Below are 14,682 nucleotides of genomic sequence, written 5' to 3' on the forward strand. Positions count from 1 at the left end.
ATGGGTGATTCCTGCTGACAACCGTCGGCACTCTCTTTAGGATAGCCAGACGCGGCGGCCCTTTGCGGCTCGCCCATTTTTGATAATGGTTAGGGAGAATACATGCGGACTCTTTGGCGATTGCTCGCCGGAATTTTTAAATGGACATGGCGAGTGCTCAACTTCATTCGCCAGCTCGCACTGAACGTGGTTTTCCTGGTGTTGGTGCTGGCCTGCGTCGGCATCTGGGCCCAGTTCAGCAGCTCAACGACAGAACACACAACGCGCGGCGCGCTGTTGATGGATATCACCGGCGTGGTGGTCGATAAACCATCGGCCAGCAGCAAACTTGGGGTAATTGGCCGTCAGCTGTTTGGCGCCAGCTCTGACCGCCTGCAGGAAAACTCGCTGTTCGATATCGTGCAAACCATTCGTCAGGCGAAAGATGACCGGAACATCACGGGGATCGTGCTGGATCTGAAGAATTTTGCCGGTGGCGATCAGCCGTCGATGCAGTATATCGGTAAAGCGCTGCGCGAATTCCGCGATAGCGGCAAACCGGTTTACGCTATCGGCAGCAGCTATAGCCAGGGTCAATACTATCTGGCCAGCTTCGCCAATAAAATCTGGCTCTCACCGCAGGGCGAAGTGGATCTGCACGGTTTTGCCACCAACGGCCTGTACTATAAATCGCTGCTCGACAAGCTCAAAGTCTCGACCCACGTTTTCCGCGTCGGCACCTATAAGTCAGCGGTAGAACCGTTTATCCGCGACGACATGTCTCCGGCAGCGCGCGAAGCGGATAGCCGCTGGATTGGCGAGCTATGGCAAAACTACCTCAACACCATCGCCGCTAACCGCCAGATCACTGCTCAGCAGCTGTTCCCCGGCGCTCAGGGCGTGATTGACGGACTGCGTAAAGTCGATGGCGACACGGCAAAATACGCGCTGGATAACAAGCTGGTTGATGAGCTGGGCACCTCCACGGATGTGGAAAAAGCGCTGACTAAGCAGTTTGGCTGGAGTAAAGCGGATAATAACTACAGCGCGATCAGCTACTACGACTACACGGTGAAAACGCCTGCTGATCAGGGTTCCGCGATTGCGGTAGTCTTTGCTAACGGCGCGATAATGGATGGCGAAGAAACGCCGGGTAACGTTGGTGGCGATACGACCGCCGCGCAGATCCGCGACGCGCGTCTGGATCCGAAAGTTAAAGCTATCGTGCTGCGGGTCAACAGCCCTGGTGGTAGCGTCAGCGCCTCAGAGGTGATTCGCGAAGAGCTGGCTGCGGCAAAAGCGGCAGGTAAACCCGTCGTTGTGTCGATGGGCGGTATGGCTGCTTCTGGCGGTTACTGGATCTCAACGCCAGCGGATTATATTGTCGCTAACCCAAGCACCCTTACCGGCTCTATCGGTATCTTTGGGGTAATTAATACCGTCGAAAATACGCTCGGCTCGATTGGCGTGCATACCGACGGCGTGGCAACCTCGCCGTTGGCTGATGTCTCCACCACTAAAGCGCTACCGCCGGAAGTTCAGCAATTAATGCAGTTGAGCATCGAAAACGGCTACAAGCGCTTTATCACCCTGGTGGCAAACGCGCGTAAGAGCACGCCGGAGAAAATCGACCAAATCGCTCAGGGCCACGTCTGGACGGGTGAAGATGCGAAGGCTAACGGCCTGGTCGACAGCCTTGGCGACTTTGACGACGCGGTGGCGAAAGCCGCAGAACTGGCGAAGCTGAAGCAGTGGCATATCAACTATTATCAGGAAGAACCCACCTTCTTCTCGATGATGGTAGATAGCCTGACCGGTTCGGTCCGCGCAGCGCTGCCGGCAGCGGTACAGGCGTATCTGCCTGCGCCGGTAGCCGCCGCGGCTAACGCGGTGAAAACCGAGAGCGACAAGCTGGCGGCGTTCAACGATCCGCAAAACCGTTACGCTTTCTGCTTAACCTGCGCCAATATTCGTTAATCCTCTGCCGCCCCAGTCACGGGGCGGCATTTTTACACTTCATTCATTACACACGAAAGCAGCCAACGCACATGCAACTTGCAGCATGTCAGGTATATACTTCGCCGGTCCATGTATAACCTAAGCGATGCTATGCAGAAGAAATCTATTTACGTTGCCTATACCGGCGGCACCATTGGTATGCAGCGTTCTGAACACGGCTACATTCCCGTTTCCGGTCATTTACAGCGCCAGCTGGCGTTAATGCCCGAGTTCCACCGCCCGGAGATGCCGGACTTTACCATCCATGAATACGCCCCGCTGATGGACTCTTCCGATATGACGCCGCAAGACTGGCAGCATATCGCCGACGATATTCGCGACAATTATGACCAGTACGATGGTTTCGTGATCCTTCACGGCACGGATACTATGGCGTTCACCGCCTCGGCGCTCTCCTTCATGCTGGAGAATCTCGGGAAACCGGTTATAGTGACAGGGTCACAAATTCCTCTCGCCGAGCTGCGCTCTGACGGACAGATTAATCTGCTCAACGCCCTGTATGTCGCCGCTAACTATCCAATTAACGAAGTGTCGTTGTTCTTCAACAATCGCCTCTATCGCGGTAACCGTACAACCAAAGCCCATGCTGATGGCTTTAACGCTTTTGCCTCCCCGAACCTGGCGCCGCTGCTGGAAGCGGGTATTCATATTCGCCGCCTCGGCACGCCTCCCGCGCCGCAGGGCAGCGGCGAACTGGTGGTGCACCCCATCACACCGCAGCCGATTGGCGTGGTGACGATTTATCCAGGAATTTCCGCCGACGTGGTGCGCAACTTCCTGCGCCAGCCGGTCAAAGCGCTGATTCTGCGCTCTTATGGCGTCGGTAATGCACCGCAGAACGGCGAGTTTATTCAGGTACTGACCGAAGCCAGCCAGCGTGGAATTGTGGTCATTAATTTGACCCAGTGTATGTCCGGCAAGGTCAATATGGGCGGTTACGCCACCGGAAACGCCCTTGCGCAGGCAGGCGTAATTAGTGGTTTTGATATGACCGTTGAAGCCACGCTGACCAAGCTACACTATTTGCTGAGCCAGAATCTTGACGTTGCGGCTATCCGTAGCGCAATGCAGGAAAATCTGCGCGGCGAACTGACACCCGATGAGTAAGGAGAAGCACATGACCCAGCGCGCGCTGCTACTGGTCGATTTACAAAATGATTTTTGCGCCGGTGGCGCACTTGCCGTCCCGCAGGGCGATAGCACGGTGGACGTCGCCAACCAGCTTATCAACTGGAGCCTGGCACGGGGCGAAACGGTAGTTGCCAGCCAGGACTGGCACCCGGCGAATCACGGCAGCTTTGCCAGCCAGCATCAGGTTGAACCCTATACTCAGGGTGAACTTGACGGCCTCGCGCAAACCTTCTGGCCAGATCATTGCGTGCAAAATAGCGAAGGTGCTGCGCTGCATCCGCTGCTCAAACAGCAGGATATTGCTGCCGTGTTCTATAAGGGCGAAAACCCTGGCATTGATAGCTATAGCGCCTTTTTCGACAACGGTCATCGACAGAAAACACAGCTTGACGCATGGTTGCGCGAGCGTGGGATTGACGAGCTAACCGTACTTGGCCTGGCAACCGACTACTGCGTGAAGTTTACCGTGCTTGATGCGCTGAACCTGGGCTATTCCGTCAACGTGATTACCGACGGCTGTCGCGGGGTAAATATTCAGCCGCAGGACAGCAATCTGGCGTTTATGGAGATGGCAGCCGCAGGGGCAACGCTGTATACGCTGGCAGACTGGGAAGAAACTCAGGCGTAAGTAACTCTGTCGGCGTCAGACCTCAATATTAACACCGTGCGATCTTCCTCCCGGGGGCGGCGCAAAGCGCCTTGCCCGGGCTACCGGTCCGCATGGTTTGGTCGCCCGGACAGATGCCTCCGGGACACCAGCAAAGCATCACCCGAGGCTCGAAATCTCCTCCAGCGACACTTTGCGCGTTTCGATGCCAAAGCAAAACAGAATCAGCGCGCAGAGCACCAGCATCACGCCGAGAACGATAAAGACCGTAATCGAACCATAGCGGGTCAGCAATACGGCCACACCATAGGGAGTAAATACCGCGACGATCCTCCCCACCGCGTTAACAAAGCCCGAACCACGTAATCTGAGATGCGTAGGCCACAGCTCCGGCACATACACCGCAGAGGCAAAACAGACGTACATATACAGGAAAAAGATCATCACCAGGCCATAGCTTAAAATGGCCCACTCTTCGGTTTGAATCGAATAGAAATAACCGAGCAGCGCAATAATAATCAGCAGCGATGAGCCAAACAATCGTCGTGGAAAACGGTCAATAATCAGCGCGGCGATAAATATTCCTACCGGTGCGCCAATCATAATAATCGCGGTCATAAAAATAGATTTCGTCACATCGATCCCCGAGTTAACAAAAATCGTCGGGATCCACACCGTAATGGTATAGAGCGAAATGTTCATCGCGATAAGCACCGTGATTGCCACCAGGGTACGCCGCAGCATTTGACCTTTAAACAAGAGCCAGAATGAACCGCTTTCCGCGCACAGGTCAGCCGTCAGACCGGCGCTCTGGCAAGGAGGCAAGGTGATATTTTTCTCTTTCTCAATTTGCGATTCCACCTGCAAAAGATGCTTTTCAGCCGCATTTCGCTGCCCCTTACCCGCCAGCCAACGGGGCGATTCAATGAAATATTTCCCCGACAGATACCAGGCCAGCAGCATTGCCGCGCCGCCGAGCAGAAACATCATCCGCCAGCTTAAAAAAGCAATGACTACAACGCCAATGGCCGCCGACAGCATGGGCGACCAGTTGCCGACAAACGACAGACGAGCTGACCATTTCCCGCGCACCGCGGGCGGGATAAATTCGGTAAATGAAGCATAGCCCACCATAATCAACGCGCCCATTCCCGTGCCCATCAGACAGCGGAAGAAGATAAGCCAGTACATGTTGGGCACAAACGTTGCCGCACAGGCGGAAATCCCGACAATCAGTAAATTCATGCGAAACGCTTTGCGTCGGCCGAGATAATCGCCAATAAAACCGCCGGTCAGCGAGCCAATAAAATAGCCAAACATCAGCGCTGAGGTAAATGCCGCATTGAGATAATTATTTGACCAACCGTTGCTGACTAATTTTGCCAGCACCACATTCCCGGAATAGCTGAGGAAACCGGTGACTAATAAGCTAAAACTGATAATACCGAAAATACGAAAATGAAATCGAGATAAGGGTAAGCGGTCTAATCTTGCGCCGATAGGGTCACATTGTTCCATCTGGATGCCTCAAATTCAGCTAAAATATAAAGTATGGCGACCGCGGCAGAGTCATTTTTGCCGCGCCATCCATCATCATTAAATTTTTATGGCATTGCCCAGGTGCAAACTAAATAATATTGATACGAACAGCATTAAAGTTAATAAACAAGTTGAATATTATTTTCTTTACAAAATGCTATCCATTCCGCACCTGGCGCCTTATTGGTTATAAGGTAATTAATATGGCTAAAATCCACCAACTGGACAAAAGCTTTACGATCGAACTTGGAGTGATCGACCAGCAGCGCCACTTCCGTCGCCTGGCGGATCATGGTTTTCTTGATTTCCGCTTCGGCTTCGTTAGAGTCAAGCGCCCCGCTCTGCATATCCAGCCCTTTACAGCTCATCACCATAATATCTACGTGATAACGGCTGATAATTTCCTTAGTGATCCTTCCCTGCAGCGACAGCGTATTCTTATTCAGCTCGCCGCCGGTAGAAACAACGTTAATTTCCGACTGCGCCAGCTCATGAAAAGCTTCCGCCGAGTTGGTTAACAGCGTGAGGTCGTTTCTTTCCTTCAGCAGTTTTAATAATTCCATCGCCGTACTGCTGGAATCAGCAGCCATGGTGGTTTTATTCTTAATAAATGGTAATGCGTTACGGGCAATGGTCTGCTTCTCTTCAAAGAAAGACTTTGCGCGTTTATAAAAATGAATGTTATCGGACAATGCGGTGGTATTTAATACCGCGCCGCCATACGTACGGGTCAAAAAACCTTCATCTTCGAGCTTTTCCAGATCGCGGCGAATAGTTTCCTCCGTGACCTGAAAAATTGAGCTTAAATGAGAAACCGCCACTTTCTTATCATTAGCCACCATTTGCTTGATAGCCTGAATCCTGTCTTTTGCCGCCACAATAACACCTCTGTTTCCTGCAAAGTAATAATAAGACCGTAGTATCTCACAGGCTATGTTTATTTTCAAAAGAACATGTCTGAATCACAGATTTTAATACTCTTTTACACAGAAACAGAGGTTGATAGCTTCTCTCTTATTTTGTATCTAACGCTTCCGCCATTCGTCTCATCAATAATGAATCGTCATCCGTCAGGGTGATGGTCAGCGCCTCGACATTTTCACGTACCTGCTCAGGTGCCGTCGCCCCGCTTAACAGGGTGATTAAATCACTCTGCTTTAAAATCCACGCCAGCGCCAGCGCCGGGATCGAGCAACGATATTTATCGCACAGTGGCTGCCACTGCTCGAGCATATCAATCACCCGCAGCATATTTTCCCGCTGAAACCAGACTTTGTTGGCCCGCGCGCCGCCGGGTACATAATCCCGGGCGATAGTACCGGTTAACAACCCCTGCTCAAGCGGTGAATAGACCTGCACGATGATGCCATTCTGCTGGCATAGCGGTAGCAGTTCAGCTTCCAGCGCCCGGTCAAGGATGCTGTACTTGGCCTGAACGATATCCAGCTCACCGTGTTTGAGATACTCCCTGATATGCCCGGCATCGACGTTCGCCGCCCCAATCGAACGGATTTTCCCCTCTTTTTTCAGTGCGTTCAGCGTGTCTACGGTTTCCGCAATCGGCGTAAAACAGGGCTCAACCGACTGCCAGTGGGTCATATAAATATCAATGCTATCGATGCCCAATCTTTGCAGACTGGCGTCCACCTCTTCGCGAATCGACTCAGGCGTGAGGTTTTTATACAGTTGACGATCGCCTACTTTGTTGAACAGGCTGCCTGTTCTCTCCCAGACGATGCCGCATTTGGTTTCAACAACGATCTCGCTGCGCGGCAGCTTTTTCAGCGCCTGCCCGACAATCACTTCGCTGTTGCCAAAGTTGTAGCCAGGCGCGGTATCAATGAGATTAATACCGCAGCGGTGTGCTTCAACAATGGTGTCGATGCAAATCTGCAGATCGAGATCGCCGTTCCATGCCGGGCCGCCGCCAATGGCCCATGTCCCTAATCCCATGCGGGAAAGCGTAATATCCGTACTGCCTAAAGGAATCATTTTCATCTGCCGTTATTACCCTTCGTATTCATCGAGAAGTTGTTTCACCAGCTTTCTGTTCTTCACGCCGGTCGTCGCGCCCACGCTCAGTACCGATATCGCCGCCGTGGCGTTAGCAAACAGCGCGCAGTCGCGAAGCGGTTTGCCTTCAAGCAGCGCGGAGATAAATCCTGAAGCAAAGTTATCCCCTGCGCCGATGGTGTCGATGGCGGTAATTCCTGACACCGCCGGGACCTCCATTTTCATATCGACACTTTTGATAAAACAGCCTCTCTTGCCGGTCTTAATGACTACCGTTTTCACGCCGCAGCCCAGAAAACTATCGGCTATTTCATCCAGCGTCTCTTTCCCGGTTAGCAGTTTTGCCTCCTCAAAATTGGGAAACAGATAATCCACGTAGCTCAGCGCTTCACGGATATCGTCCAGCGTTTCATTCAGCCGCGGTTTAATCATATCCGCGCAGATAATGAGCTTATGCGCTTTCGCCTGCGTGAAAATGGCCGTTAACGCCTGACCATCAAGCAGCGGACTGTTAAAAATACTCGCCAGCGACAGCAGCTTTGCCTGCGAGAAACGGTCAAAATCAACATCGTTAATATTCAGTTTCCACAGGCTGCCGTTGCGGTTGGTGACAAAGGTGCGCTCACCATCGGCGGTGACTAAACCCACGTTAATAGAAGTATCAATATCGGCATCCTGTTTCAGGCTCTGAATATCAATATTCTCCCGACGACAATGATCGACAATAAAATGTCCCGCAGCATCGTCACCGACCCGGCTTATTAATGCAGTACGATGTCCGAGACGAGAAATAATCGTCGCTTCATTAATCGCATCGCCTCCCGTCGTCATCGCAATACGTTCTAAAGGATAAGAATCTACATCAAAGATATTTTTACTTACTGGCTGCAAGGGAATATCAACAATAGCCGCCCCGATACAAATAACCTCGATATTATCCATATTGTCATTCCGCTTTACCGTCAGAACCAAACAGTTTAATTTTCTCCAGCGCGCGCTCTTTTACCGCTTTGCGAACTTCACGCTCAACGTGCAGGAACGGCTGATTCTGGTTCTCCTGCACCGCCGCCATTGCCGCCTGGCACAGTTCGGTATGAATATTGATTTTCGAAATACCTAATGAAATGGCCTTTTTGATATCCGCATCGCTAATGCCGGACGCGCCGTGCAGCACCAGCGGAACGGATACCGCCTCGCGCACGCGTTTGACCACGTCGAAATTCAGTTTCGGCTCTGAAGTATAGACACCGTGCTGGTTACCAATCGCTACCGCCAGAGAATCGCAGCCGGTACGCTCGACAAATTCCGCCGCCTGGCTCGGGTCGGTATAGTGATAGCCCGCCAGCGCTTCTTCATAAACCGTTTCATTCCCCACGTGGCCCAGCTCCGCCTCGACCGGAATACCCAACGGATGGAAGAAATCCACTGCCTCTTTAGTCAGGCGAATATTCTCTTCGAAATCAAAGGCGGAGGCATCGCGCATCAGCGAATTCATGCCGTGGGTCCAGGCGTTATGGATAATTTCCATGCTGCGCCCGTGGTCCCAATGGGTAATAACCGGCACCGAGGCTTTTTTCGCCATCGAAACCATCATATGCGAAAAGTCTTCAAACGAGGTATTACCCACAAAGCCGGTGCCGAATGAAATAATCACCGGCGATTTAGACTCTTCCGCCGCATCGATAACCCCCATTAACATTTCCGCATTCCACACGTTAAAGTGGGCAATCGCATAATGTTTATTCTGGGCATCATTTTCCCAATATTTAATATCTGCCAGCATGGTTGTCTCTCCCTTTTCAATAAATTAATGGTTAACTTTAATAACACCTTTGATAATTTCGCGTTTGTTGTTGACTGACTCATCAAACGCGCGCTGAACATCTTCATAATCATAAATATGCGTCACCATCGACTTGACATCGAAACGCCCGGAGGAAATGGCCTCAATAGTGACCGGATAGCGGTTGGCGTAGCGAAAAACGGTCTGAATGGAGACTTCACGGTTAATTTTGAGGAAATTAATCGCCGAATCACCGGGAACCGTCCCAACGATCATGATTTTGCCGCCGCGCATCACCAGGTACGGAGCCTGCTTGACGGTGATCGCCGAGCCGGCAGTTTCAAAAACAATGTCAGCCCCCATATCGCCGGAGAACTGCTGACAGCAGGCAACAGTGTCCTCTTTCGCTCCGTTGATCACCGTCGTCGCACCAAGCTGCTCGGCCATGGCCAGACGTTTTTCCAGAACATCAACAACGGCGATGTCGGTAGCTCCCAAACATTTACAGGCTTGCAGGGTCATTAAACCAATACAGCCCGCCCCCAGAATGACGATTTTCTTGCCCGGTTTAACGTCTGCCAGCATTGCGGCATGCATCCCTACCGCCGCAGGCTCTACCAGCGCGCCTTCCATGGTGTCCATGTTATCGGGCAGCTTGTAAGTGAAGCTCTCCGGATGGCACAGATAGTGGGTTAGCGCGCCGCGATAATTAGGCTGCGTGGCCATAAAGTCGACATCAGGACAGATGTTGTATTTGCCCTCCAGACAGTAGCGGCAGTGACCGCACGGCACGCCGGGTTCAATGTTCACCCGGTCGCCCGGTTTAAATTTACTGACGCGATTTCCTACCGCCACCACCGTACCGGCACATTCATGTCCGAGGCCAATTTCCTGGTTTGGGTCTTTTGGCGGAATAAAGGGACCTGATTCGAAACCGTGAACATCTGAACCGCAAATACCTACATATTCAATTTTGATCAGTACTTCATGCTCTTTGGGTACCGGGATATCGGCGGCAATAATTTTCATCGTGCCCGGCGTTTTTAATATCGCTTTTGAATTTTTCATTTTATTTCCCCATCAATATTATTTGCTGGTAACTGCATCAATACCGAGACTTTCAACAGAGACGCCTTTGGTTTCAATTCCGATGGTAGCAATGGCGACAGCGACAATAATGGAGACCGCACCCAGCAGGACAAACACCCCCGTTACGCCATAACCGTTAAGCAATACCGCGACCGCATAAGGCGCGGCGATACCGCTGATACGCCCTACCGCATTCGCCAGACCAGAACCGCGAAGTTTCGCTTCGGTCGGCCATATTTCCGGTACATACACCGCCGAAGCGTAGCAAACGTACATATAGACAAAAGTAATCAGGAAGAAGCCAATTAGCGTAATCAGCAGCATGCTGGTTTGCAGCGAGTAGATATATCCCAGCACGGCGATTAATACTAATAAGCCCACTCCCATGGTCTTTCTGGGAATTTTATCCATCACCAGCATGGCGATAAAAATCCCAAACGGCGCACCGAACATACTCATGGTATTTAAAACAATGGAATCTTTCAGGTTAATACCCTGAGTCATAAATATGGTCGGCAGCCAGTTAATTAAGGTGTACTGCACAACGTTCATGGCAATCAGGACAAAGGAACCTAAAATAACGCGCTTCAGTAACACACCCGTTAATAAGGCCGAATAAGGTACCGTGCGCGGGGCTTTGCCATCATCTTCAATTACCACAGGCGGCAGCAGCTTGCCGGTCTGCTGAACAACCCCTTCTTCAATGGCCCGCATTACCTTCTCAGCTTCAGCGTAGCGTCCGCGGGATTCCAGCCAACGAGGCGACTCCGGGAACCAGCGCCAGGCAATAACGGTCGCCACCAGCGACAGTACGGCCGGGATCAGCAACTGCACGCGCCAGTTCCATTCGGCGCTGATTAACGGCGTCAATCCCATCGCGATCAGCGAACAGAGCGGATAAGACCAGTTGCCGATAAACGAGACCCGGCTTGACCAGGTACCGCGATTCCTGCCGGGCATATATTCGGTGAACCCGGCAAACAGAGTCACCAGCAGCGCACCTAATCCCACCCCCATGACAAAACGGCAGGCAATCAGGAAGGTCATATTTGGCGAAAACGCCCCCACGACCATGGCGATAATATGAATCGCCTCATACAGGATAAAGGCATTTTTGCGCCCGGTTTTATCCCCGATAATTCCCCCGGCAAGCGCGCCGAGAAACATTCCCGCCGTCGTAATGGCGGAAAACGTAGCGGTGGTGGAATTATCGGTCCAGCCAAGTTCTTTTAACTGCGCGAGAATTAATCCGCCGACGGCATTACTCCAGCACACCAGTAATCCAAAGGCGACCATGGTAAACATCGATGAGTGCCAGCGACAGTCAGGCAGCCTGTCCAGCCTGGCGCCGCAGTGCGGTTTTGCTATCTGTTCCATCCGGGAACCTTCCTTTAATAAATGGAGTTATTCATCAAAGTCGTAAGTCATGATCACTTTAATCGCAGTTTTATCGACCATGGCGTCAAAGCCTTCGCGCCATTGCGACAGGCCGATACGGTGAGTGATCATCGGTTTAACTTTGATCGCGCCGCTGGCCAGCAGGCGGATGGCGTTGCGCCAGGACGTGGAGTCGTAGGCCATATGACCAATGATGCTTTTGTTCCACGCGGTGATATCGTTGATGGAGAAATCAAGAGGTTTAAAGCCCATACCCACACGAACCACTTCCCCGTTGGGACGCAGCATTTCGATCGATTGTTTAAGGGCGATATTGGCGCCGGAGCATTCGATAACCAGCCCCAGGTTGTCTTTACCGCAGATTTCCTGGCAGCGCGCGACCACATCTTCGGTGGAACCGTTGACAACCGCTGTCGCCCCCAGCTCTTTGGCGATCGGGAAGCGTACGGCGACGTCCTCTTCCAGCCCGACCATCACGATATTGACGGCCCCCATGATGCGCGCCATTTGCACGGAAAAGAGCCCTAATGGGCCGGTGCCGAAAACCACAACGTCCTGGCCGGGAAGGAATTTGGATTGCTGAGCGATAGATTTGTAGGCGTTACAGATAGGATCCAGCACCGCCGCTTCTTCATAATCAACGCCTTGTGGGATTTCCCACAGCGCATGGCGGTGAATTTTGAGGATTTCCCCCGGCACCAGGCAATATTTCGAGAACCCTCCGCCCCATGTGTTGTTGTCGAGACCTAAGTTCACTTTTTCTGTACAACACAGAAAATCGCCTTGTTCGCAGGCTGGGCAAACGCCGCAGACATGTCCACTATTGTCAGAAACCACCCGCTGACCAACTTTCCAGTCCTTAACTTTGTCGCCAACGCGGACAATTTTACCGGCGAACTCATGGCCGCGGATGGAGTTAAACTGATCGGATCCGCTATCAACATTGTAGTGTTTCATGTCCGCGCCGCAGATAGCCGCCGCTATGATTTCAATCACGATGTCATCCGGGCCACAAACCGGTTCCGGTACATCAATCATCTTATAGCCGCCAAAGGCCTTGCCAAATCTTGCCAGTGCTTTCATTGCGTCTTCCTTTGTTTATCGATTTTGCATCAGTGGAAGCAATACTTAACCACAAAATCTTTAAGGTCAACAAAAAATCTTTAAAACACAGATATTGATCTGCATTTCACAACTCAGATCACAAATACGCCTGAAGACAGATCGAATGCAGGAGAGAGGATCCTGTGCCGCTGCGCTGGTGTAGCCGTGAACACCCTCGCAGTTTTACGTAGCGGAAGATGCTAGCCTGCCAGGGTTGTTTTTTCGCCACGCCATTTCCGTGGCGTGTTTGTTTTGCAATGTTACTTTTTAAGTCAAAGAGGATTCGATATGAAACTTTTGCCTTTACTGGCAGCTTTACCCCTGCTCTGCGCGAGCGTTGTTTCCGCTAACTCACTGATGTCCGTCGGCTACTTTAACGGCGGCGGCGACGTCACTGCCGGTCCTGGCGGCGATATCGACAAGCTGGACGTACGCCAGATTACCCATCTCAACTACTCATTTGGTCTGGTCTATAACGACGAAAAAGACGAAACCAACGACGCGTTAAAAGATCCAAGCAAACTGCACCAGATTTGGCTATCGCCAAAAGTGCAGGCTGATTTGCAGAAAATCCCCACATTGCGCCAGCAGAATCCGAACCTGAAAGTTCTGCTTTCCGTCGGCGGTTGGGGAGCGCGCGGATTCTCCGGCGCGGCGGCAACCAAAGAAACCCGTGAGGTGTTTATTCAGTCGGCACAGGAGATTGTTGAAAAATATGGTCTGGATGGGATTGATCTTGATTGGGAGTACCCGGTCAACGGTGCATGGGGCCTGGTCGCCAGCCAACCGGCCGATCGCGATAACTTTACTGCGCTGTTAAAAGAGCTGCGCGCAGCGTTTGGTACTAAAAAACTGGTCACCATTGCCGTGGGTGCTAACGCAGAGAGTCCTAAAAGCTGGGTGGATGTGAAAGCGATTGCCCCGTCGCTTGATTACATCAACCTGATGACTTACGACATGGCGTACGGCACCCAGTACTTCAACTCCAACCTGTATGACTCGACGCAGTGGCCGACGGTGGCAGCGGCGGATAAATACAGCGCCGATTTTGTAGTCAATAACTATCTTGCCGCTGGTCTAAAACCGAGCCAGATGAATCTGGGGATTGGTTTCTATGGCCGGGTACCAAAACGCGCCGTCGAGCCGGGCATTGACTGGAGCAAACCAGACGCGCAGAAAAATCCGGCAACGCAGCCTTACTTCGAGGCACAGCAGGTTGAACTGTTTAAAGCACTGGGCTTTGACCTGACAAAAGACACCTATGTGAAATACAACGATATCGTGGCTAAGCTCATCAACGATCCGCAGAAGCGTTTTACCCAGCACTGGGATGATGAAGCGAAAGTGCCGTGGTTGTCGGTGCAGTCCACCGATGGCAAAGCGCTTTTTGCCCTCTCCTATGAAAACCCGCGTTCGGTGGCGATTAAGGCCGATTATATCAAGAGCAAGGGTCTGGGAGGCGCGATGTTCTGGGAGTATGGCGCAGATGACCAAAACCAGCTAGCGAAACAGCTGGCTGAATCATTAGGGATCAAACACTGATCTGCCCTGTGTCACCGGATACACTATAGGTTATGATAACCGTATTCCGCTGCGCCAACCCCGGCGCAGCTTTTCATTTGCAACAGAAGGTATGGGTATTATGGCTTATATCCCAAAAAACTACGCCCGTCTGGAAGTCGGTTATCGCGAAAAAGCGCTGAAAATCTTCCCCTGGGTCTGCGGACGCTGCTCCCGCGAGTTTGTCTATTCAAACCTGCGCGAACTGACGGTACACCACATCGACCACGACCACTCCAATAATCCGGAAGATGGTAGCAACTGGGAGATGCTGTGCCTGTACTGCCACGATCACGAGCATTCCAAATACACCGAAGCGGACCAGTACGGCTCAACGGTGGTCGCAGGTGAAGATGCGCAGAAAGATATCGGCGAAGCGAAATATAACCCTTTCGCCGATCTTAAGGCGATGATGAACAAAAAATAACGCAGTTGTGCAACAGGGCCCGGCGCTCGGTTA

The 14,682-nt window shown here is 51.9% G+C and carries 13 protein-coding genes; 5 read left to right on the forward strand and 8 right to left on the reverse strand.

All coding sequences use genetic code 11. The annotated features are described in order from the left end of the window. Positions 1-102: 102 nt before the first annotated feature. From sppA to pncA, 3 genes are all read left to right on the forward strand, one after another. Positions 103-1,956 carry a signal peptide peptidase SppA gene (sppA, locus tag FN082_RS29290; RefSeq protein WP_142461483.1) on the forward strand — a complete coding sequence of 618 codons (1,854 nt, stop codon included), beginning with the start codon at positions 103-105 and terminating at the stop codon, positions 1,954-1,956. A 132-nt stretch (positions 1,957-2,088) separates the two neighbouring features. Further along, positions 2,089-3,105 carry an asparaginase gene (gene ansA / locus FN082_RS29295; protein ID WP_142982848.1) on the forward strand — a complete coding sequence of 339 codons (1,017 nt, stop codon included), beginning with the start codon at positions 2,089-2,091 and terminating at the stop codon, positions 3,103-3,105. Positions 3,106-3,115: 10 nt separating this feature from the next. Then, positions 3,116-3,757: a bifunctional nicotinamidase/pyrazinamidase gene (gene pncA / locus FN082_RS29300; protein WP_142982849.1), complete on the forward strand. Its 642-nt coding sequence runs from the start codon at positions 3,116-3,118 to the stop codon at positions 3,755-3,757. A 138-nt stretch (positions 3,758-3,895) separates the two neighbouring features. On the opposite strand, the gene FN082_RS29305 is transcribed toward pncA, so the two are convergent. From FN082_RS29305 to FN082_RS29340, 8 genes are all read right to left on the reverse strand, one after another. Further along, positions 3,896-5,254 carry an MFS transporter gene (locus tag FN082_RS29305; RefSeq protein ID WP_142982850.1) on the reverse strand — a complete coding sequence of 453 codons (1,359 nt, stop codon included), beginning with the start codon at positions 5,252-5,254 and terminating at the stop codon, positions 3,896-3,898. 140 nt (positions 5,255-5,394) lie between these two features. Further along, the gene (locus FN082_RS29310) at positions 5,395-6,153 is read right to left on the reverse strand and encodes a DeoR/GlpR family DNA-binding transcription regulator (protein ID WP_139537907.1); all 759 of its coding nucleotides are present in this window, start codon (positions 6,151-6,153) and stop codon (positions 5,395-5,397) included. Positions 6,154-6,289: 136 nt separating this feature from the next. Then, positions 6,290-7,273, reverse strand: a complete 984-nt coding sequence (ydjG, locus tag FN082_RS29315) for an NADH-dependent methylglyoxal reductase (RefSeq protein WP_142982851.1) — start codon at positions 7,271-7,273, stop codon at positions 6,290-6,292. 9 nt (positions 7,274-7,282) lie between these two features. Then, complete coding sequence (locus FN082_RS29320) at positions 7,283-8,230, reverse strand: carbohydrate kinase family protein (protein ID WP_139537905.1); 948 nt, start codon at positions 8,228-8,230, stop codon at positions 7,283-7,285. Positions 8,231-8,234: 4 nt separating this feature from the next. Then, on the reverse strand, positions 8,235-9,071 hold the full coding sequence (locus FN082_RS29325) for a ketose-bisphosphate aldolase (protein ID WP_079938513.1): 837 nt from the start codon (positions 9,069-9,071) through the stop codon (positions 8,235-8,237). A gap of 24 nt (positions 9,072-9,095) precedes the next feature. Then, positions 9,096-10,139, reverse strand: coding sequence for an NAD(P)-dependent alcohol dehydrogenase (locus FN082_RS29330; protein ID WP_139537904.1), 1,044 nt, complete (start codon positions 10,137-10,139; stop codon positions 9,096-9,098). 18 nt (positions 10,140-10,157) lie between these two features. After that, positions 10,158-11,537, reverse strand: coding sequence for an MFS transporter (locus FN082_RS29335; protein ID WP_139537903.1), 1,380 nt, complete (start codon positions 11,535-11,537; stop codon positions 10,158-10,160). A 27-nt stretch (positions 11,538-11,564) separates the two neighbouring features. Continuing rightward, positions 11,565-12,641 carry a zinc-binding dehydrogenase gene (locus FN082_RS29340; protein ID WP_139537902.1) on the reverse strand — a complete coding sequence of 359 codons (1,077 nt, stop codon included), beginning with the start codon at positions 12,639-12,641 and terminating at the stop codon, positions 11,565-11,567. Between the two features lie 309 nt (positions 12,642-12,950). Between FN082_RS29340 and FN082_RS29345 the strand changes: the two genes are divergently transcribed. After that, positions 12,951-14,204, forward strand: coding sequence for a glycoside hydrolase family 18 protein (locus FN082_RS29345; RefSeq protein WP_142982852.1), 1,254 nt, complete (start codon positions 12,951-12,953; stop codon positions 14,202-14,204). Positions 14,205-14,304: 100 nt separating this feature from the next. After that, positions 14,305-14,649 (forward strand): HNH nuclease YajD, encoded by a 345-nt coding sequence (gene yajD / locus FN082_RS29350; RefSeq protein ID WP_139537900.1) that lies wholly within the window; start codon positions 14,305-14,307, stop codon positions 14,647-14,649. Positions 14,650-14,682: the final 33 nt, after the last annotated feature.

Source organism: Klebsiella spallanzanii (assembly GCF_902158555.1).
In the GTDB taxonomy this organism is placed as follows: Bacteria; Pseudomonadota; Gammaproteobacteria; order Enterobacterales; family Enterobacteriaceae; genus Klebsiella; species Klebsiella spallanzanii.

Excerpts from the sequence above, each read along its gene's own strand:
- sppA (WP_142461483.1), top strand. The coding sequence starts at position 103 with ATGCGGACTCTTTGGCGATTGCTCGCCGGAATTTTTAAATGGACATGG.
- ansA (WP_142982848.1), top strand. The coding sequence starts at position 2,089 with ATGCAGAAGAAATCTATTTACGTTGCCTATACCGGCGGCACCATTGGT.
- pncA (WP_142982849.1), top strand. The coding sequence starts at position 3,116 with ATGACCCAGCGCGCGCTGCTACTGGTCGATTTACAAAATGATTTTTGC.
- FN082_RS29305 (WP_142982850.1), bottom strand. The coding sequence starts at position 5,254 with ATGGAACAATGTGACCCTATCGGCGCAAGATTAGACCGCTTACCCTTA.
- ydjG (WP_142982851.1), bottom strand. The coding sequence starts at position 7,273 with ATGAAAATGATTCCTTTAGGCAGTACGGATATTACGCTTTCCCGCATG.
- FN082_RS29320 (WP_139537905.1), bottom strand. The coding sequence starts at position 8,230 with ATGGATAATATCGAGGTTATTTGTATCGGGGCGGCTATTGTTGATATT.
- FN082_RS29325 (WP_079938513.1), bottom strand. The coding sequence starts at position 9,071 with ATGCTGGCAGATATTAAATATTGGGAAAATGATGCCCAGAATAAACAT.
- FN082_RS29330 (WP_139537904.1), bottom strand. The coding sequence starts at position 10,139 with ATGAAAAATTCAAAAGCGATATTAAAAACGCCGGGCACGATGAAAATT.
- FN082_RS29335 (WP_139537903.1), bottom strand. The coding sequence starts at position 11,537 with ATGGAACAGATAGCAAAACCGCACTGCGGCGCCAGGCTGGACAGGCTG.
- FN082_RS29340 (WP_139537902.1), bottom strand. The coding sequence starts at position 12,641 with ATGAAAGCACTGGCAAGATTTGGCAAGGCCTTTGGCGGCTATAAGATG.
- FN082_RS29345 (WP_142982852.1), top strand. The coding sequence starts at position 12,951 with ATGAAACTTTTGCCTTTACTGGCAGCTTTACCCCTGCTCTGCGCGAGC.
- yajD (WP_139537900.1), top strand. The coding sequence starts at position 14,305 with ATGGCTTATATCCCAAAAAACTACGCCCGTCTGGAAGTCGGTTATCGC.